The following is an 18,495-nucleotide window of genomic DNA, read 5'->3' as shown; positions in this document are numbered from 1 at the left end:
TTTCATATTTAAATCTACCTTTCTGATTATCAACACCCCATTTGTACAATCTTATGAGGTATATTCTACACTATATTTTTGTATGTTTGGGACATAATCAAAAACGGTATACTAAGACATTATCATAAACGGATCATAAAAATTTAAAAAAAAGAAATTAAACTATTGACAAATTGCTTTCTTGTGTATATAATAATAAATAATATAATAATTAAAGCTATGAAAGAGAGAAAAATATCACGGGTGCAACTACAGAGAGCCGACGATTGTTGAGAGTTGGTGTTGAAGCGGATATAAAATGATCACTCTTGAGCTGCTGAGTTGAACTTGAAGTTATTGTGATTATGAATTGCAAAAGATGATTTTATTTGCAAAATCAATTACAATGATAGAATTATTTTACATTAAGTAAACGAAGACGGATGCTCCCGATATAGAGCTATGGTTAATGAAATTCATTTTAGTGTTTTACATGACCAAATAATGAGGTAATTTATTTAATAAATTACGAACTAGGGTGGTACCACGAATCTTTCGTCCCTATAAACATAGTTGATATGTGTTTATAGGAATGGAAGATTTTTTATTTGTCCAAAAAAGGGGGAATCAAAATGTATAAAACTATAAGTGCTAAAGTAGAAAATGGTATAGATGCTTTAGTAAGAGTTACCAATGTTTTAAAAAGAAAAGAATTTCAAATAAGAGCGCTCATGATGACAGAAGGTGAATTCGGAGAGTATTCAAATTTAAACATAACAATAGAAGAAGGCTCTAATTTAGGGATAGAACAGGCAATGATGCAACTAAGGAAAATAATAAATGTACATGAAATTAAAGAATTGAAGGATGCAGAATAATTCAGAAATCTAAACAAGAAAAGAGGAGGTATATCTTATCTTATCATTTGTAGAATAACTTTAAAAATACTAAATATTAAGGAGGAGAAAAATGTTAAATATAAATGAAAAATCAGATCATATGGAGGATGTAGAAAAAATTAATAATATTGAGGAAGAAACGCAAAATCAATCTAAATATTACATCTGGGATTATAATGTTAACTATTTTGGGGTGGGTCGTGGATCCGAAGAATAAGAGTAATAATATAACAAAAAAGCACATTGAGAGTTTTCGCAATGTGCTTTTTTGTACTCAATTCTGTCAAGATATTCTTGGTTTATATGACATATATTAGAATTAAATTTGATGATTTTTATATAAATGTGTCTTCAAAGTAATATATAGGGGTTTTTTTACTTTTTTCAATAAACATAAAGGAGAATTATTAATGTTTGTAGAATTATAGATATAGAATATGAAAAAGTATTTATAGATTAATTTAATCAATATCTGTTAGGTCTTAAAATTACATGAGGAGGGGTTGAAATGACAGAAAACATGCTAAAAGTATTAATATGTGATGATTCTTTGCTAATTAGAAAAAAATTAAAAGAGGTATTAAAAAATTGTGGATGTGAAAATATTTTAGAAGCGGCTGATGGTCAAGCTGCAATAGATATATACAAAGAGGGTAATCCAGATTTAGTCTTTATGGATATAATTATGCCAATAAAAAATGATATTCAAGCAGTTAAAGAAATAATGGAATTTGATAAAACTGCAAAAGTAGTAATGGCTTCTTCGGCTGGAACAAAAGAACATGTAAAAGAGGCAATAAAAGTAGGAGCATTTGAATTTATACAAAAGCCTTGGGAAAAAGATAAAATCAATAAAATTATTCACAATTTCAAATAAAAAAGGAGGGTGAAACTATGTTTAGTAAATATTTTGGTCAATACTTATTGCATGAAAATTATCTTACTGCTGAGCAATTGTGCACGGCATTAGAATACCAAGAATCAGTTAGATTAAAACTAGGAGTTTTAGCTGTGAATGCGGGATATATGACTGCAGAGCAGGCAAGTAAGGTACATCAAATGCAAACAAAAGCCGATAAGAGGTTTGGAGAGTTGGCTGTGGATGCCAAGTATTTAAAAGAGGAGCAAGTAGATGAATTGCTTTCTTCACAAAGCTTTGGTCATCTTTTACTAGCACAAGCTTTAATAGATAAAAACTACATGTCTCTTGAAAAATTTGAAATAGCAATGAGCGATTATAAGAAAAAATATAATATTTCAGAAGATCAGTTTGATGCCTTGCAAAAGAATGACGTAGATGAAATTATAAATATTTATGTAAATCTAGAAGAGAATAAATACAGTTTAGAAATAAAGAACTACATTTCTTTATTCATGCGAAATATAATTCGTTTTATCCATTCTGAGGTTTATACAAATACTATTATGAAAGTTGAAGAGTACAAAACGAAATGTGCAGTAACACAAACAATAAAAAATAAGATTAATTTACAAACATATATCAATGCAGAACAGGATGTGTTTGTAAAACTAGCATCAATATATGCTGAGGAAGAATTAATCTGTATGGATGAATTGGCTAAAGATTCTGTAGGTGAATTTTTAAATTTAAATAATGGGCTATATCTTGTAGGTATGTCCAATATAGGAATAGAATTAGAAATGGAGCCTCAATCAATTTGTTTTGATGAAACTATTTGTTCTACATATGTGCTACCAATAGAATTACCTTTTGGTAAAATAGAACTTATCATATCAGCTTTATAGTAAATTAACTGCTAGATTATAATCTAGCAGTTTTTTTATTCAAAGTTTAATTTATATTTTTTTTAAAACTAGCACTGTTCTACTAGGAGAATAAATTGTAATACCGATTTTATTGTCTTTGCCCTGCAAAGTATTTGTGTCATAAATATAATCTGAGGATATTCTATCATATCCACCAAATATATGCTGATCACTGTTAAAAATAACTTTGTATTTACCAACGTCCGCAGTGGGAAGTTCATATTTCTCGAAGGATTTTGTTGGATTAAAATTAAATAAGAATATTAAACCACCTTTTCTAAAGGCAAGTAAATTTAAATCCTCATCACTCCAAAGATGCATTAAATCATTTGCTCCTAATATATTGTGAGACTTAAAAAAAGTTAACGTTTCTTTATCAAAATTCAACAAGTAATCATAAGCTAGATTTTTATTATCTACTAAACTCCATTGCCTTCTTGCATAATGGAAACTCCAATTGTTACCTTCTCTTGGAAAATCAATCCATTCAGGATGGCCATATTCATTGCCCATGAAATTTAAATATCCTTCACCACCTAGAGATATAGTGAGGAATTTAATCATTTTAAGTATTTCAATAGCTCTATTTATAGTAGAGTTATTATCTGTTTTTAACATGTGGTTATACATTGCAGGACCTGCTAAGCGAAACATTAAAGTTTTATCGCCTACTAGGGCCTGGTCATGAGATTCGGCATAGCCAATACATTTTTCCTGAGGACGTCTACTAGTGAGTTCATACCATAACTGTCCCATGCTCCAATTCTCATCAGTACGTTCCTTAAGTATTTTCACCCAAAGGTCTGGAATTCCCATTGACAAACGGTAATCAAAACCTATTCCACCATAGCTTACAGGAAGGGCTATACCAGGCATGCCACTCATATCCTCAGCAATAGTAACTGCGTCAGCTCTAACTTCTTTAACTAATTCATTGGCAAATTGAAGATATGTGATTGCTTCTATATCAGTATCAGTACTGAAATATTTGCTGTAATCTGTAAACGCTACTCCTAGACCTTGATGGTGATATAACATTGAAGATACACCGTCAAAGCGATACCCGTCAAAATGATACTCTTCAAGCCAAAATTTAATGTTTGATAATAGAAAATGAAGAACTTCTGGTTTTGCATAATTAAAAAGTTTTGTGCCCCAAGCAGGATGACTTCCTTTGTGTCCGGTGTGAAAAAACTGATAGTCTGTTCCATCGAATTCATTTATTCCTTCAGCTATATTTTTAATAGCATGGGAATGTACTAAATCAAGTAATACTGTAAGTCCCATGGCGTGAGCAGTATTAATTAATAGCTTAAGTTCATCTGGAGTACCAAACCAAGATGAAACTGCAAAGAAGTTTGATACTTGGTAACCGAAAGAAGCATAGTATGGATGTTGCATAATTGCCATAAGTTGTATAGTGTTATATCCTTCAGTTTTTATTCTTGGAAGTATATTTTGTGTGAATTCATTAAAAGTACCCATAGCTTCTTTTTCTTGAGCCATGCCAACATGAGTTTCATATATAAATAATGGTTTTGAATGATCCACGTGAAAGCCACTATCCTGCCAAACAAAAGGAGTCTCTGGTTGCCATATTTGGCCGAGAAAATCTTTAGTAACTGGATTTTGCACTGTTCTTTTAATATAAAGTGGAAGTCTATCTTTAGATTCACCTTTAGCAACTATCCTAACCTTTATATTTGACATATGTTTAAGCGTCTTACTACCACTTAGAAAAATTTCCCAATTGCCATTCCCTATTTTTTTTAAGGGATGGGACTCAGAATTCCAAAAATTAAAATCCCCAATTAGATAGAGAGCCTGCGCAGCTGGTGCCCATTCCCTATAATACCAACCCCCATCGCAGGGATGGAAGCCATAAAACAAGTTTCCATTTGCGAAGGATTTAAAATTAGGATAGTTAGAGAGCAAAACCTTTTTAGTTTCTTTATACTTATTTACTCTTAAGCTAATATCTTTTTCAAAAGGTTTGAGATAGGGGTCAATGTCCAATATTTTTATATTGTTTTTTTTCTCATGGTTATCCTTCATAAAAAATCTCCTCCTATAAATTAAGTATCTAAAACATATAATTATTATTTTTTTCAAATAAAAAGTATTTTATAAGTATAATTCAACTTATTATGTTTGGTTTCCTCTTTTATTAATAAATTTAACGTAAAAGTATTCTATTTTTGCCTCTAAATCCCACATATCAAATTATAAAGCTAATTAATTTAGAATATGAAGTGAAAGACATGCTTTAATAAATCATAGTAACTAAAAGAATACATAAAAAAAACACGAATTATAATAATCCGTACTTTTTTATGTTTATTCTTCTTCTATGTAAGTAATATTACCATCAAAAATATAATTAAAAGAAGTTTTTGAGCCTTCTAACACATACATCATTTTTTCAATTACAACTTGTTCTTCCTTATTAGTTGTGATAGAAAGTGTGGCTTCTTCATTAACTTCTGACTTTAGATCAAATTCATATATAAAATCTTTTATAAGCCGTATCCATTCAGCAATATCATTTGAACCTAAACTTTCTTTTTTTGCAAAGTTTTTTAAAGTTTTCTCTAGTTGTTTTTTTGAGAATCTCAATATATTTGCCATTATTTTGCCTCCAATTTTAACTCTCATAAAGTATAACACAAAAACTCAACTCACACCAATGGTCAAAATTTCAATCTTAGGAGCTAAAAGGTGTTAAACTATTTGTAATTTAAAGAATGATACCTCTTATTTGCTGTAAGTGAATATGTAATTGATTACTCTAGGAGTAATCATCTAATATGAGGATTTACCACTTTAAACTAAAGTTATAAAATAGATATAGTATTATAAAAACTTTTATGCACAAGGAGACTTTGAAATGAAACTTTTAAGAGAGTTACTAATTATTTTGGTTATTTATTTTGTCGGAGAAATTTTAACAGAATTTTTTAATTTACCTGTGCCAGGCAATATTATGGGAATGATTTTACTCGTAATTTTACTATGCACAAATGTTGTGAAACTTGAGATGGTAGATACAGTGGCAAATTTTTTATTGGACCACTTAGCTTTTTTCTTCATACCAGCCGGAGTGGGTATTTTAACTTCGCTTGTAGTAATTAAGGATAGTTTTATAAGATTACTTATAGTATGCTTTATAAGCACAATTGTTACTATTGCCGTCACTGCTTTAATTGTTGAATTTATGACAAAAGAAAAAAAAGGTGCTAAAAAACAAAAGGAAGTGTGCTAATGAATAGCTTATTTAATAACTCCCTATTTGGAATTATGTTATCTTTATTTGCTTTTGAAGTAGGTTGTTATATTTACAAAAAAACAAAAATACCGTTTTTCAATCCATTATTTATTTCGATTACAATAGTTATTGTAGTATTAGTTGGTTTCCATATAGATTTTGAAACCTATAATAAAGGTGGAGAATTTATAAATATGTTTTTAGGACCAGCCACAGTAGTACTTGCAGTTCCACTTTATAAACAAATTTCATTATTGAAAAAGCATGCAGTGCCTATACTAATAGGTATTTTTATAGGAAGTACAGCCGGAATTATTAGTATTGTATTATTATCACATACTTTAGGACTCAACGAAATACTTATAAAATCTTTAGTGCCAAAATCTGTTACTACACCTATCGGTATAGAAATATCAAAACAAATGCAAGGAATCGTTCCTATAACCGTAGCAGCTATAGTTATCTCAGGAATTATTGGAGCAATTGTAGGGCATCCTATTTGCAAATTATTAAAAATTAAAAGTAAAATAGCTATAGGTATTTCACTCGGAACAGCTTCTCATGCCGTAGGGACAACTAAAGCCTTGGAAATTGGAGAAACTGAAGGTGCTATGAGTAGTCTTGCTATAGGAATTGCTGGACTTATGACAGTTTTCTTAGCTCCTGTTATCTATACTACTCTCACCAAAATCATAGGCTGATTAAATTGAAAATATAAATATAGGGTAGATTATTAAGCATAGAATATGCTAAAATTATATCTAAAAGTGAAACGAGGGATAAACATTGGATAATTTTAAGACAAATGCCATGAGAATTCTTGATAAGGCTAGGATTTCATATAATGCATATACTTATGACCATAGCGATGGCTTAATAGATGGTATTTCCGTTGCGCTAAAAATGGGGCAGTCTACGAGCCATGTATATAAAACACTAGTGACTAAGGCAGGGAGCGCGGAATACTTTGTTTTTGTCATTCCGGTTGCGGATGAACTTGACTTAAAGGCCGCAGCAAGAGCAGTGGGTAAAAAATCTATTCAGATGATTGTGGTTAATGACATTAATAAGGTCACTGGTTATGTTCGTGGAGGGTGCTCACCAATAGGAATGAAAAAAGACTATAAAACTGTGTTAGATAGCGCGTGTACATCACTAAACACCTTCATTATTAGTGGTGGGAAAATAGGACATCAAATTGAAATGTCACCAAAAGATTTAATTAATCTGATTAATTGTAGTACTGAGTTCATTATCATGCAAAAAAATATATAGAAAATGAAGGGGTATATTTAAATGAATAAGGAAATTATAAGATTTGGAGTTATAGGAACAAATAATATTACAGAATGGTTTTTAAATGGCGGGTCGCAAGTTAAAGATTTTGTTTTAACAGCAGTATATTCAAGAAGTGAAGAAAAAGGTAAGGCGTTTGCAGAAAAACATAATGCAAAATATGTTTTTACTGATTTAAATGAAATGGCAAAAAGTGAATTAATTGACGCTGTGTATATTGCATCACCAAACGCTATTCATTCTGAGCAAGCCATATTGTTTTTAAACCATAAAAAACATGTATTATGTGAAAAAGCTTTTGCCTCGAATACAAACGAGGTAATTAATATGATAGAAGCTGCAGAAAACAACAAAGTTATTTTAATGGAGGCAATGAAGACAACACAACTGCCGAATTTTAAAATTATTAAAGATAATCTACATAGAATAGGTAAGGTAAGAAAATATTTTGCAAGCTATTGTCAGTATTCTTCAAGGTATGATAAATATAGGGAAGGAATAGTGTTAAATGCATTTAATCAAAAACTATCTAACGGGGGATTAATGGATATAGGGGTTTATTGTATTCATCCTATGATAAATTTATTTGGGAACCCAAATGAAATAAAAGCAAATGCTTTAATTCTGGAATCTGGTGTGGATGGAGAGGGTAGTATAACATTTAAGTATGATGAAATGGATGCTGTAATTATGTACTCAAAAATAACGAATTCAAAATTACCTTCAGAAATTCAAGGAGAAGAGGGAAATATAATTATTGAGAGTATTAATAAATTCGAAAAGGTAAAAATAGTTTTTAGAGATGGAAGAGAAGAAGATTTAACACAGTTTCATAATGAATATGATATGTGCTATGAAATAGAGACCTTTATTAGCAACATTAAAAGTGTGGATACGGAGAATACCTCTAAATTATTACAGACTTCCAAATGGGTAATGGAGACAATGGTTGAAACCAGAAAACAGATAGGACTTATTTTCCCAGCAGACTTAAATTACAATTAATTCTATATTTATATAAAAATTTATTATATAATAAAATCATGTTTTATATAATTAGTTATGTTAAAAAAATTATAGTTAGGATGTGAAAAAAATGGCGGAAATTAAATATGAAATAAAAGAAACACTAGGTGCCCTCTCTGAATCTTCAAAAATGTGGAAGAAAGAATTAAATCTAATAAGTTGGAATGATAAAGAAGCTAAATATGATATTAGAGACTGGTCACCTGAGCATGAGAAGATGGGTAAAGGGGTGACTCTTACAGCGGATGAGTTAAAGTTACTTAGGGATATACTTAATAAGTTGGAGTTATAGTAAATAATGCCTTCTAGGATAGCGGTTTTTTTACTTTGATTTTGTTACAACATGCCAACTAATAATATATATAAATATGGGTATTATATATATTAAGAGGTGATTTTATGAAAATCAAGGCAGCGTGTATTATATTTTTAGGTGTATGTATCATGGGATTCTATGGAATTACTGGTACAACACCTGGAGTTCAAGCTTTTAATATGTCTCAAAAACAACCACTAATATCCAAGAGTCAATTGAAAATTATAAGCTCTGTATCCGTTGTTAAACACGGCGGGACAGGACTTATAACAATACAGGGAATACCTAATACTAGGTATAACATTACGACTTCATATAAATTAAAAAACAAAACAATCTCTGTTATTCAATGGCGTACAACAGATGGAATAGGAGTGACTACATTTAATTGGATTGTCAATATGAAAACAATTGCTGGAACTTATGAGGCTACGATTTCTGGCGGAGGGGATATACTAAAGACAAACCATACAGTTGTACCATAATAAATTATAATTAATAACACCTAGAAACTATTGTATGTTTTATAGGTGTTTATTATTTGAATTTCAAGTAACTATTTATACATTATTATCGTCTTATATTTAAAGTGAAATAAATTACGGTATTATGGAATAAACTTATTTTGTAACGAGATTTTAAAAGTAAATTAAAACAATAGGAGGTATGCGATGCTATGAAAAAAAACATTTGTATTATATTAATAGTTCTTACATTTGGTTTGCTCACTGGTTGCAGCAAAGAGCTAACATCCAAGGTTACTCCTTCAGAAAACATAGGTAACTCTCAACCTAAAGATACAAGTACTCAAATTAAAGATAATAGTTCAAAAGAAACTGTTGTAACAGCTAAGATAGGTGATTACTATCCATTAGAAGAGAGCATAAAGTATACGTATGTAGGAGAGGGTAATGAATATGCAACTTATTCTGTGTTTGTCGACTATTTAAGAGGAACCCGCCAGCAGATTAGGGTTAATAATGGTGGTACAGAGACAGTACAAGTACTTGAAAACAGTGATGGAGAATTAAGACGCATATACTCTAAAGGAGAAAATTATTACAGAGAAGATGTTACTTCCCAAAGTAATGACATCGATGTTTTATTAAAAGAACCACTTTCAAAAGGTAATTCTTGGACATTATCAGATGGAAGTAAACGAAGCATTACTAGTCTAAAAGTTGCTATAAAAACCCCTTTAGCTAGTTATGAATGTATTGAAGTTACAACCGTTAGACAGGATAGTACGGATAAAAGTTATTATGCAGCTAATGTAGGACTCGTTAAAACATTATTTTCATCAGAGGGCTATGAGGTAACTTCTTCCTTGAATAAGAGGGAGAAAAATGTACCCTTTGTTCAAACAGTTAAATTCTACTATCCAAATGGAAATGACGGTATGAATTATACCACAGTTAAAGAGCTTTCCTTTAATACAAATGACATAACTAAAAAAATATTTGAGAATCATTTCAAGGAAGTTCCGAATAAGAATGTAGGAAAATTAATTAGCACTAACACAACAATAAAAAGTCTTTATTTGAATAAGGATAATATGGTATACGTGGATTTTTCAAAAGAATTAACTGAGGAAATGAATGCTGGCAGTGGTTATGAAGGTCAGATTCTACAATGTATTACTAATACACTAGGTGATTATTATATGGTGAAAAAGGTTTATATAACAGTGGAAGGTAAGCCTTATAGTTCTGGTCATATATTAATGGAAAAGGGTGAAGCTTTTGTTGTTGATCACAAAAACACTAAATAAGTTTAAGAAAAGTAAGGGATTTCATTTTAGTAATCCCCTTTATTTTTTATAAGTTAATTATTGATGATATTTTTAACTTTAAATTGTATATATACAAACTATGTTATAATTAAATGATTGTATACAGATATTTATTTTTATATGATTTACAGAAAATACAAGGGGGTAATTAAATGATTGATTCACATATACATACAGAATTTTCACTAGACTCTCAAATGAAGATTCAGCATGGGCTGGAACACTCTGAAAAGATTGGCATAGGAATGACTATTACAGAGCATCTAGATTTAAAATTTCCAACAGAAGAAAATTTCACCTTTGATATAGATAAGTATTTTAATGACTATGACAAGTATAAGAGTAATAAATTTATGCTTGGAATTGAAATTGGCATGCAATTAAATTGCTTGGAGGAAAATAGAGCTATAGCAAGTAAGTATCCTTTTGATTATATAATCGGGTCCATACATGTAGCTGATGGACAAGATATATACGATCCTAAATTTTATGAAGGTAAAACTAAAAAAGAATCATTTGAACAATATTTTGGGAGTATGATTGATTGCGTGAAACAGTATGATTTTATTGATAGTTTAGGTCATATTGATTATATATCTAGATATGCTGCATTTTACGATAAGGAAATACATTACGAAGAATTTAATGAATATATAGATGAAGTGTTAAATACTATAGTTAGTAATGGAAAAGTAATAGAACTAAACACTAAAAGACTGGGAAATAAAGAAGCATATAATAATTTAATGCATATTTATAGTGCGTACAAGCAAAACGGCGGGGAATATGTTACTATAGGCTCCGATGCACATCATGCAGAACAAGTTGGGCAAAACTTTCAGCTAGCTAATAGCATATGCGAAATATGTAACCTTAAACCAGTATATTTTAAAAATAGAAAAATGGAATATATGTAATATTACTTTACTAGTATTTTTGAGGAGAATAGAAATGGAAAATAGCCAATTAATTAATCAAGTTATCGTATTATTTATTATTATAATGGTGGGATTTTACGCTAAGAGAAAGAAATTTCTAAGTAACATAGTTGATAGAGGTTTGTCGGAATTATTATTAAATATAACATTACCATTTATGATAATTACATCTTTTAATATTAAATATGAAGCACAGATGGTTAGTAATGCTCAAAAGATTTTATTATACTCGTTTTTGATACACATAAGTCTAATATTTATTAGTAAATTGTTATTCTTTAAGTTTCCCGAAAATAAACAAAAGGTATTTAGATTTGTAACAATTTTTTCGAATGTGGGATTTATGGGCTACCCAGTTATTGAATCAATTTACGGAGGGGTAGGCGTTTTTTATGTGGCAATATTCAATATTCCTTTCAATGTTTTAGTGTGGACAGTAGGCGTAATGATCTTCACCGGAGAAAAGGATTTTAAATCAGTCAGAAAAGCGGTATTAAATCCAGCTCTTATAGCAGTATTTATTGGTATGATTTTATTCATATTTTCAATTGAATTACCGATCCCTATTGAAGCTTCGTTTAAACTAGTGGGAGCTACGACTACACCAATAGCAATGATAATCATTGGGTCAATGCTGGCGGAAATGAATGTTAAAAGTATTTTTTCTGATTTGTCTATATATTATGCTACAATGGTTAGACTATTAGTAGTTCCATTAATTATTTATGTTGCAATGAAATTTCTAAAGGTAGATGAGTTGTTACTAAATATATGTGTTATACTTGCGGCTATGCCAGCAGGAGTAACAGCTGCAATAATTGCAGAGAAATATAATGGGGATCCTTTGCTCGCTTCACAGTGTATATTTATAACTACAATACTATCAGGAATAACGGTACCTATAATAATACTATTTTTATAGAAGAAATGAATTTGTAGAATGGAGGGTTATAATGAAAATTAATTTTACGGAAAATTTAGAAAAAGGTATGAACTTTTTACATACTCAGGGCGCGTTTTTAACAGTGAAATCTGGTGGGAAAATTAATACTATGACTATAAGTTGGGGAAATGTGGGATATGAATGGAATAGACCTATCTTTACTGTTTTGGTAAGAAAATCGAGATATACTCATGATCTTATAGAAAATTCAGATGACTTTACTGTGAGTATACCCTTAAGTAAAGATCTAAAGAATGCATTAGCAGTTTGTGGAAGTAAATCAGGCCGAGACATTGATAAATTTAAGGAATGTAAATTAACCTTAGATGATAGTAGAAATGTTGCTACTCCGATAATTGGTGAATGTGAACTTCATTATGAGTGTAAAATTGTATATAAACAGGATATGAATCCTAAGCTTCTTTCAAGAGATATTGTAGAAAGCTCCTATGCAGATGGTGATTACCATACTTTGTATTATGGAGAAATAGTAACAACTTACATTAAGTAGAAAACACAAATAGATCAATATAAGAATTTCCTAGTGTGCATTATATAAATTGCAGTTACACTTTTTCTAATAAAGACTCACAAAGCCATGATCATGAGTGGCTTTGTGAGTCTTTTATATTAATAATATATTCAAAACAGACACCTTATTTTAATGTAATTTTGGGCCACATACCTAGCTAAGGGCACGGTTAAATCAAATCTTAAGGATAAATCAGTATTACCCTTAGTAAATCTGTAAATTTGTTTTTCAGTCTCTCCGCCTCCTTTTGCTAGTAAAATCTCGGATTTCTCTATTACTGGTGTATCTATAGGCAAAAATCCGAAGCTCTCATAAGTTTTTCATATTTTACCTCCAAAGCTTTTTTAAAATTATACTATATATAATCAAATCTTTCAATAATTGATTGCCTTTGAAAATAATAATTAAAAAGATCATATTTATAGTTGACAAGATTACTGGGGTTTGATATTATGTATTTATAAAGTATAGTAAAACACTCTACTTTAAAGGGGTGGTTAAATGAAATTATCTACTAAGGGAAGATATGGGGTTAAAGCCATGGTAGATTTAGCAATAAATTATGGAGAGCAACCGGTATCTATTAAAAACATATCCCAAAGGCAAAATATTTCAGAATATTATTTAGAGCAATTATTTTCTTCTCTTAAAAAGGCCAAACTTATTAAAAGTATAAGGGGAGCTCAAGGCGGTTATATTCTAAATAGAGCGCCGGAGAAAATAACTATACAAGATGTTATTAACGTACTTGAAGGTCCGATTGAAGTGTCAAATTGCCTAGAAGACGGAGCATGCAATAATATTGACTGTTGTGCAACTAGATTATTGTGGAAAAAAATTCAAGTTAGCATAGATAGTGTAACATCCACAATAACTTTAAAAGATATTGTGGATGATTACAATGAAATAGCACTAATAAAAGGAGTGAAAAATAATGAATAAATCAATTTACATGGACCACGCTGCAACCACTTATACTAAACCAGAAGTTTTAGAAGAGATGATTCCTTATTTTACAACATATTTTGGTAATCCTTCATCAATTTACTCTCTATCAAGAGAAACTAAAAAAGCAATTGATATTGCTAGAGATAAGGTAGCAAAAGCTATAAATTCTAATGAAAATGAAATTTACTTTACCGGAGGAGGTTCGGAAGCAGACAATTTTGCAATAAAGGGCATTGCGTCTGCTTATAAGCAAAAGGGAAATCATATAATAACAACAGTTATTGAACATCATGCTGTGCTACATACTTGTGAATACTTAGCTAAAAACGGATTTGAAATTACCTATTTACCTGTAGATGAATATGGATTTATTAATATTAAGGATTTAGAAAATGCTATGACAGATAAAACTATTTTAGTGTCAATAATGTTTGCTAACAATGAAATTGGAACAATAGAGCCAATAAAAGAAATTGGAGCATTATGTAGAAGTAAAAAAATATTATTCCATACAGATGCAGTTCAAGCAGTAGGTCATATTCCAGTAGACGTAAAGGAAATGAATATAGATTTATTATCCTTAGCCGCTCATAAATTCTATGGACCTAAGGGAGTGGGAGCACTATATGTAAGAAAAGGTATTAAGGTAGAGAATTTAATACATGGTGGTGGCCAAGAAAGGAATAAAAGAGCAGGTACTGAAAACGTGGCAGGCATAGTAGGCCTTGGTAAAGCTCTTGAACTTGCTACCCAAAACATGGATGACAACAATAAAAAACTAGTTTATTTAAGAGATAAGCTTATTAATGGATTATTAGAAATACCATATTCAAAATTAAATGGACCTATATCCGAAAATAGACTTCCAGGTAATTCTAATATTTGTTTTAAATTTATAGAAGGCGAATCTATACTATTACTCTTAGATGCGAATGGTATTGCAGGTTCAAGCGGGAGTGCTTGTACATCTGGATCTTTAGATCCATCTCATGTTTTGCTAGCCATAGGGGTTCCAATTGAAATAGCCCATGGTTCTTTAAGACTTAGTTTAGGAGATGCTACTACTGAAGAAGAAGTAGACTTTGTAATAGAAACAGTACCAAAAATTGTAAAAAGACTAAGAGATATGTCGCCATTATGGGATGACTTTTTGAAGGAGGAAAAATAATATGTATAGTGATAAAGTTATGGATCATTTTAATAACCCAAGAAATGTAGGAGAAATTCAAAATGCTGATGGAATTGGTGAAGTTGGTAACGCTAGATGTGGAGATATTATGAAAGTTTATTTGAAGGTAGAAGATAATATAGTAATAGATGCAAAATTTAAAACTTTTGGTTGTGGATCTGCTATAGCATCTTCAAGCATGGCTACAGAACTTATTAAAGGCAAATCTGTAGATGAGGCATGGACACTTACAAATAAAGCTGTAGCTGAAGCATTAGATGGTCTGCCACCAATAAAAATGCATTGTTCGGTTCTTGCTGAAGAAGCTATTCACAAAGCAATTAATGACTATAGAAGTAAAGCTGGACTTGAAGTATGGGATTACAAAGCACACGATGACATACACGCACAGGTGCACGGAGAATAGGGGATATTAAATGAGAAAAAAAGTAGTTATTGGAATGAGTGGGGGAGTAGATAGTTCTGTAGCTGCCTATCTTTTAAAAGAAGAAGGCTATGAAGTTATAGGGATTATGATGAAACTCTCTCCAGATAATCCTGATTATGAAGAAAATGAAAGTGGATGTTGCTCTATTTCCGCGGCTAATGATGCAAGACGAGTTGCGGATGTACTAGACATACCTTTTTATGTTATGAATTTTAAGGATGTTTTCAAGACAAATGTTATTGATAATTTTATTGATGAATACATGGAAGGTAGAACACCTAACCCATGTATTGTATGTAATAAAGTTATTAAATTTGATGAATTCTTAAGGAAAGCAAAGGGACTTGGAGCTGATTATATAGCCACAGGCCACTATGCTAAAATTGAAAAAATTGATGGTAGATATTTACTTGAAAAATCGGACGATGATAAAAAAGATCAAACCTATGCGCTATATAGTTTAACTCAGGAGCAATTAAGTCACACTTTGATGCCTTGTGGGGACTATACTAAGCCAGAGATAAGAAAGATTGCAGAGAAAATCGGACTAGAAGTTTATAGAAAAAAAGATAGTCAAGAAATCTGCTTCATACCTGATAATGACCATGGAGCTTATATTGTGAAATATAGTGGTAGGGAAATTAAGCCAGGTAACTTTGTTGATAAGCAAGGGAAGGTTTTAGGAAAACATAAGGGGATAGTGTACTATACTATAGGACAAAGAAAAGGACTAGGGATAGCTCTAGGCAAACCTATTTTTGTAACTGATATTAATCCTCTAACTAATCAAGTGATTTTAGGAGACGAAGAAGATATTTTTAAAACTACACTAGTAGCAAAAGATCTGAATTTTATAATGTTTGATAAGGTTGAATCGGAGTTAAGAGTTACAGCTAAGATTCGATATTCTGCAAAACCACAACTCGCTACTTTAATTCCGCTAGAAAACAATAGGATGAAAGTTGTATTTGATGAAAAACAAAGGGCTATAACCAAGGGTCAATCAGTGGTATTCTATTTAGAAAACAAAGTAGTTGGTGGAGGAATAATAGAAGAAATTTTATAGACTAAATATAAATAAAGCTACGATTATAGAGGGATGTCTAGTTGTAAAACTAGGTATCCCTCTATAATCGTAGGAAAAAGAGTGATAACTTAAAATAATATTAATTTATGTAATAACTTTTAAACTAATTGTAAATCATAACTATATCTAAAAAAAAATATGATGTTTAATATAGGAGATAGTATGTTTAAAAGTAAAGATTTTAAATTCATGGATGTGGTAACTGTTGAGGGTAAGAGAATCGGATTTATTAAAGATCTGTTAATAGATTTTAATTGTGGAAAGGTAATTGGATTCTTGGTATCTCCATATCAATTTTTCCGCAAGAATGTAAGCGTGTTAAAGGAAGACATAATATATTTTAATAAGCATATGGTAGTTAAAAAAGTAGAGTCTAATAAATGTTTATGTTTACATAGCTTTATTAATATGGATGTAATAGATAAATGTAGCAATATATTTGGTATGGTTGAGGATATTACTTTTACATATGATACCTTTGAAATAAAAGGGGTTATAGTTTCTTCAGGATTTATCCCGAATTTAATTAGAGGGAAAAGAATAATGCTAATAAATGAACTTATACTCGGAGAAGAAAATCTTTTATACCTTCCAAATTGCGAGGAATATTCCTTTAAAAGCATGCCACATAACTTCTTTGTAAAGGTAAATGCAAATGAAAAAAATTAATAAAAGAAAACTGGTTATTACTATTATCGGGATTACTCTTTTTATATTGCTAATTAATAGGGCTATTAGAATACCTATTATTAAACAATTAATAAATTTAACCTTTATTTCCTTTGTTGTGGCTTATTTACTAAAACCTATATATATGGTTTTAATTAACAAAGGTATAAATAAAAGAATAGCTGCTTCTTTAATAATATTGGGGTTAGTAGGTATAATATCATTAACTTTTATATTGGTTATTCCATCTATATTTAGAGAAGGTTCTAACCTATATAAGTCAATAAACGATTTAGGAAAGTACTTGACCCATGCAAATTCCAAGATAAAGGTGCTAAACAAAAATAAAATTATGAGTGGTATTATAACCACCATATACAACAAAGCAAATGGACAGATAATTATAATAATTGATAGTGGATTAAATTCTATCATGGGCCTTTCTGAAAATATAATAACTTACATGGTTTCGCCTTTAATAATATATTACTTTTTATGTGATAGTGAAAATATGATAAATAAAGCTTTAATAATTTTTCCTCCTGAGAGCAGAAATGTAATAAAGAAAATTATAGAGGACATTGATAAGGTCCTTGGGAAATATATTATAAGTCAACTGTTCTTATGTGGATTCATAACTGTTGCTACTTTTTTCATTTTAATATTTCTGAAAGTTGATTTTCCACTAATACTTTCTTTGATAAATGGAATCTCAAATATAATACCTTATTTTGGACCCATATTTGGGGTGATTCCTGCTATTTTAATAGGGCTATTGATTTCGCCTAAAACAGCTTTATACGTAGTGGTGTGTTTTTTTATACTTCAACAAATTGAAGGGGATATACTATCACCAAAAATAATTGGAGATAGTATAAGTATGCACCCTTTAACAGTAATATTATTATTGCTTATAGGGGGAAAGGTTGGAGGTATTTTAGGTATGATACTTGCAGTGCCTCTAGGAGTAATGATTAAAGTCGTGTACGAGGACTTAAACTACTACTTATTTTAATTATCACAAATAAAATATTAGTTGTTTTATTTGTGATAATTAAAAATATAAATATCTGCAACTTAAATATCTATAACAAATATATTTTAAAATATAAATTGGATTTATTGATGAATCATGGTTAAATATGCTATAATATATAAATGAAATTTAATATTTGGTAATGATGAGAACTAGTAAATAAATTGTAACATTTAGAGAGGAAGTGTATGGTGAAAACTTCTTGTTAAATATATTGAAGCTATCTTTGAACCATATTTACTTGAGAGATATTGCAATATAATTAGTTTATATTAATTATATAGTTATATAATTAGGGTGGTAACGCGGAAAACTTTCGTCCCTTGGATTGGGGGAGTGAGGTTTTTTTTATATATAAAAAATCG

22 protein-coding genes, 1 pseudogene and 1 other annotated feature are annotated in these 18,495 nt (G+C 30.2%); of the genes and pseudogenes, 20 read left to right on the top strand and 3 right to left on the bottom strand.

Features of this window, described 5'->3' with window-relative positions; all coding sequences use genetic code 11:
* Positions 1-210 precede the first annotated feature (210 nt).
* Positions 211-545 (top strand) — a binding site (T-box leader).
* Between the two features lie 66 nt (positions 546-611).
* The 4 genes from JJD95_RS01950 to JJD95_RS01935 all read left to right on the top strand — a co-directional run bounded on the left by JJD95_RS01950 (position 612) and on the right by JJD95_RS01935 (position 2,645).
* Positions 612-857, top strand: coding sequence for an ACT domain-containing protein (locus JJD95_RS01950; RefSeq protein WP_291639815.1), 246 nt, complete (start codon positions 612-614; stop codon positions 855-857).
* Positions 858-948: 91 nt separating this feature from the next.
* Entirely contained in the window at positions 949-1,095 is a 147-nt protein-coding gene (locus JJD95_RS01945; RefSeq protein WP_291639813.1) for a hypothetical protein, read from the top strand.
* A gap of 291 nt (positions 1,096-1,386) precedes the next feature.
* Complete coding sequence (locus tag JJD95_RS01940) at positions 1,387-1,755, top strand: response regulator (protein ID WP_291639811.1); 369 nt, start codon at positions 1,387-1,389, stop codon at positions 1,753-1,755.
* Positions 1,756-1,772: 17 nt separating this feature from the next.
* Entirely contained in the window at positions 1,773-2,645 is an 873-nt protein-coding gene (locus JJD95_RS01935; RefSeq protein ID WP_291639809.1) for a hypothetical protein, read from the top strand.
* Between the two features lie 51 nt (positions 2,646-2,696).
* Here JJD95_RS01935 and JJD95_RS01930 read toward each other — a convergent pair whose 3' ends face one another.
* Positions 2,697-4,721, bottom strand: a complete 2,025-nt coding sequence (locus tag JJD95_RS01930; protein ID WP_291639807.1) for an alpha-amylase family glycosyl hydrolase — start codon at positions 4,719-4,721, stop codon at positions 2,697-2,699.
* 282 nt (positions 4,722-5,003) lie between these two features.
* Positions 5,004-5,294 carry a hypothetical protein gene (locus tag JJD95_RS01925; protein WP_291639805.1) on the bottom strand — a complete coding sequence of 97 codons (291 nt, stop codon included), beginning with the start codon at positions 5,292-5,294 and terminating at the stop codon, positions 5,004-5,006.
* A gap of 259 nt (positions 5,295-5,553) precedes the next feature.
* Here JJD95_RS01925 and JJD95_RS01920 point away from each other — a divergent pair, with 259 nt between their 5' ends.
* The 10 genes from JJD95_RS01920 to JJD95_RS01875 all read left to right on the top strand — a co-directional run bounded on the left by JJD95_RS01920 (position 5,554) and on the right by JJD95_RS01875 (position 12,753).
* Positions 5,554-5,928 (top strand): CidA/LrgA family protein, encoded by a 375-nt coding sequence (locus JJD95_RS01920; protein ID WP_291639804.1) that lies wholly within the window; start codon positions 5,554-5,556, stop codon positions 5,926-5,928.
* The gene (locus tag JJD95_RS01915) at positions 5,928-6,632 is read left to right on the top strand and encodes an LrgB family protein (protein WP_291639802.1); all 705 of its coding nucleotides are present in this window, start codon (positions 5,928-5,930) and stop codon (positions 6,630-6,632) included. Before JJD95_RS01920 ends, JJD95_RS01915 begins: the two co-directional genes overlap by 1 nt.
* Positions 6,633-6,717: 85 nt before the next feature.
* Entirely contained in the window at positions 6,718-7,206 is a 489-nt protein-coding gene (gene ybaK, locus JJD95_RS01910) for a Cys-tRNA(Pro) deacylase (protein ID WP_291639800.1), read from the top strand.
* Positions 7,207-7,227: 21 nt separating this feature from the next.
* Positions 7,228-8,232 (top strand): Gfo/Idh/MocA family oxidoreductase, encoded by a 1,005-nt coding sequence (locus JJD95_RS01905; protein ID WP_291639798.1) that lies wholly within the window; start codon positions 7,228-7,230, stop codon positions 8,230-8,232.
* A 91-nt stretch (positions 8,233-8,323) separates the two neighbouring features.
* Positions 8,324-8,545 carry a PC4/YdbC family ssDNA-binding protein gene (locus JJD95_RS01900; RefSeq protein WP_291639796.1) on the top strand — a complete coding sequence of 74 codons (222 nt, stop codon included), beginning with the start codon at positions 8,324-8,326 and terminating at the stop codon, positions 8,543-8,545.
* 107 nt (positions 8,546-8,652) lie between these two features.
* Positions 8,653-9,054, top strand: coding sequence for a hypothetical protein (locus JJD95_RS01895; protein ID WP_291639794.1), 402 nt, complete (start codon positions 8,653-8,655; stop codon positions 9,052-9,054).
* Between the two features lie 191 nt (positions 9,055-9,245).
* Entirely contained in the window at positions 9,246-10,340 is a 1,095-nt protein-coding gene (locus JJD95_RS01890) for a GerMN domain-containing protein (RefSeq protein WP_291639793.1), read from the top strand.
* 173 nt (positions 10,341-10,513) lie between these two features.
* Entirely contained in the window at positions 10,514-11,278 is a 765-nt protein-coding gene (locus tag JJD95_RS01885; protein WP_291639791.1) for a histidinol phosphate phosphatase, read from the top strand.
* Positions 11,279-11,312: 34 nt separating this feature from the next.
* Positions 11,313-12,221, top strand: coding sequence for an AEC family transporter (locus JJD95_RS01880; protein WP_291639789.1), 909 nt, complete (start codon positions 11,313-11,315; stop codon positions 12,219-12,221).
* 31 nt (positions 12,222-12,252) lie between these two features.
* Entirely contained in the window at positions 12,253-12,753 is a 501-nt protein-coding gene (locus JJD95_RS01875; RefSeq protein ID WP_291639786.1) for a flavin reductase family protein, read from the top strand.
* Between the two features lie 155 nt (positions 12,754-12,908).
* On the opposite strand, the pseudogene JJD95_RS01870 reads toward JJD95_RS01875, so the two are convergent.
* A pseudogene (locus JJD95_RS01870) lies at positions 12,909-13,094 on the bottom strand (ATP phosphoribosyltransferase regulatory subunit); the annotation flags it as partial.
* A gap of 181 nt (positions 13,095-13,275) precedes the next feature.
* Here JJD95_RS01870 and JJD95_RS01865 point away from each other — a divergent pair.
* The 6 genes from JJD95_RS01865 (at position 13,276) to JJD95_RS01840 (ending at position 18,109) form a co-directional block, all read left to right on the top strand.
* A complete protein-coding gene (locus tag JJD95_RS01865) occupies positions 13,276-13,716 on the top strand; it encodes an Rrf2 family transcriptional regulator (RefSeq protein ID WP_291639784.1) in 441 nt (146 codons plus the stop codon).
* Entirely contained in the window at positions 13,709-14,890 is a 1,182-nt protein-coding gene (gene nifS / locus JJD95_RS01860) for a cysteine desulfurase NifS (RefSeq protein ID WP_291639783.1), read from the top strand. The genes JJD95_RS01865 and nifS overlap by 8 nt, the downstream gene beginning before the upstream one ends.
* Position 14,891: 1 nt before the next feature.
* The gene (nifU, locus tag JJD95_RS01855) at positions 14,892-15,317 is read left to right on the top strand and encodes a Fe-S cluster assembly scaffold protein NifU (RefSeq protein ID WP_291639781.1); all 426 of its coding nucleotides are present in this window, start codon (positions 14,892-14,894) and stop codon (positions 15,315-15,317) included.
* Positions 15,318-15,327: 10 nt separating this feature from the next.
* The gene (gene mnmA / locus JJD95_RS01850; RefSeq protein WP_291639779.1) at positions 15,328-16,404 is read left to right on the top strand and encodes a tRNA 2-thiouridine(34) synthase MnmA; all 1,077 of its coding nucleotides are present in this window, start codon (positions 15,328-15,330) and stop codon (positions 16,402-16,404) included.
* A gap of 183 nt (positions 16,405-16,587) precedes the next feature.
* The gene (locus JJD95_RS01845; protein ID WP_291639777.1) at positions 16,588-17,094 is read left to right on the top strand and encodes a PRC-barrel domain-containing protein; all 507 of its coding nucleotides are present in this window, start codon (positions 16,588-16,590) and stop codon (positions 17,092-17,094) included.
* A complete protein-coding gene (locus JJD95_RS01840; protein ID WP_291639775.1) occupies positions 17,081-18,109 on the top strand; it encodes an AI-2E family transporter in 1,029 nt (342 codons plus the stop codon). The genes JJD95_RS01845 and JJD95_RS01840 overlap by 14 nt, the downstream gene beginning before the upstream one ends.
* The last annotated feature ends 386 nt before the right edge of the window (positions 18,110-18,495 follow it).

Origin of the sequence: Clostridium sp., from assembly GCF_016650035.1 — a bacterium.
Taxonomy (GTDB): domain Bacteria; phylum Bacillota; class Clostridia; order Clostridiales; family Clostridiaceae; genus Clostridium_AD.
The sequence above is the reverse complement of the archived record's forward strand: the minus strand, read 5'-3'. Positions and strand labels throughout refer to the sequence as shown.

Excerpts from the sequence above, each read along its gene's own strand:
- mnmA (WP_291639779.1), top strand. The coding sequence starts at position 15,328 with ATGAGAAAAAAAGTAGTTATTGGAATGAGTGGGGGAGTAGATAGTTCT.
- JJD95_RS01840 (WP_291639775.1), top strand. The coding sequence starts at position 17,081 with ATGAAAAAAATTAATAAAAGAAAACTGGTTATTACTATTATCGGGATT.
- JJD95_RS01950 (WP_291639815.1), top strand. The coding sequence starts at position 612 with ATGTATAAAACTATAAGTGCTAAAGTAGAAAATGGTATAGATGCTTTA.
- nifU (WP_291639781.1), top strand. The coding sequence starts at position 14,892 with ATGTATAGTGATAAAGTTATGGATCATTTTAATAACCCAAGAAATGTA.
- JJD95_RS01905 (WP_291639798.1), top strand. The coding sequence starts at position 7,228 with ATGAATAAGGAAATTATAAGATTTGGAGTTATAGGAACAAATAATATT.
- JJD95_RS01895 (WP_291639794.1), top strand. The coding sequence starts at position 8,653 with ATGAAAATCAAGGCAGCGTGTATTATATTTTTAGGTGTATGTATCATG.
- JJD95_RS01925 (WP_291639805.1), bottom strand. The coding sequence starts at position 5,294 with ATGGCAAATATATTGAGATTCTCAAAAAAACAACTAGAGAAAACTTTA.
- JJD95_RS01900 (WP_291639796.1), top strand. The coding sequence starts at position 8,324 with ATGGCGGAAATTAAATATGAAATAAAAGAAACACTAGGTGCCCTCTCT.
- JJD95_RS01920 (WP_291639804.1), top strand. The coding sequence starts at position 5,554 with ATGAAACTTTTAAGAGAGTTACTAATTATTTTGGTTATTTATTTTGTC.
- JJD95_RS01915 (WP_291639802.1), top strand. The coding sequence starts at position 5,928 with ATGAATAGCTTATTTAATAACTCCCTATTTGGAATTATGTTATCTTTA.
- JJD95_RS01935 (WP_291639809.1), top strand. The coding sequence starts at position 1,773 with ATGTTTAGTAAATATTTTGGTCAATACTTATTGCATGAAAATTATCTT.
- JJD95_RS01940 (WP_291639811.1), top strand. The coding sequence starts at position 1,387 with ATGACAGAAAACATGCTAAAAGTATTAATATGTGATGATTCTTTGCTA.
- JJD95_RS01890 (WP_291639793.1), top strand. The coding sequence starts at position 9,246 with ATGAAAAAAAACATTTGTATTATATTAATAGTTCTTACATTTGGTTTG.
- JJD95_RS01865 (WP_291639784.1), top strand. The coding sequence starts at position 13,276 with ATGAAATTATCTACTAAGGGAAGATATGGGGTTAAAGCCATGGTAGAT.
- JJD95_RS01930 (WP_291639807.1), bottom strand. The coding sequence starts at position 4,721 with ATGAAGGATAACCATGAGAAAAAAAACAATATAAAAATATTGGACATT.
- JJD95_RS01945 (WP_291639813.1), top strand. The coding sequence starts at position 949 with ATGTTAAATATAAATGAAAAATCAGATCATATGGAGGATGTAGAAAAA.
- JJD95_RS01880 (WP_291639789.1), top strand. The coding sequence starts at position 11,313 with ATGGAAAATAGCCAATTAATTAATCAAGTTATCGTATTATTTATTATT.
- JJD95_RS01875 (WP_291639786.1), top strand. The coding sequence starts at position 12,253 with ATGAAAATTAATTTTACGGAAAATTTAGAAAAAGGTATGAACTTTTTA.
- JJD95_RS01845 (WP_291639777.1), top strand. The coding sequence starts at position 16,588 with ATGTTTAAAAGTAAAGATTTTAAATTCATGGATGTGGTAACTGTTGAG.
- JJD95_RS01885 (WP_291639791.1), top strand. The coding sequence starts at position 10,514 with ATGATTGATTCACATATACATACAGAATTTTCACTAGACTCTCAAATG.
- nifS (WP_291639783.1), top strand. The coding sequence starts at position 13,709 with ATGAATAAATCAATTTACATGGACCACGCTGCAACCACTTATACTAAA.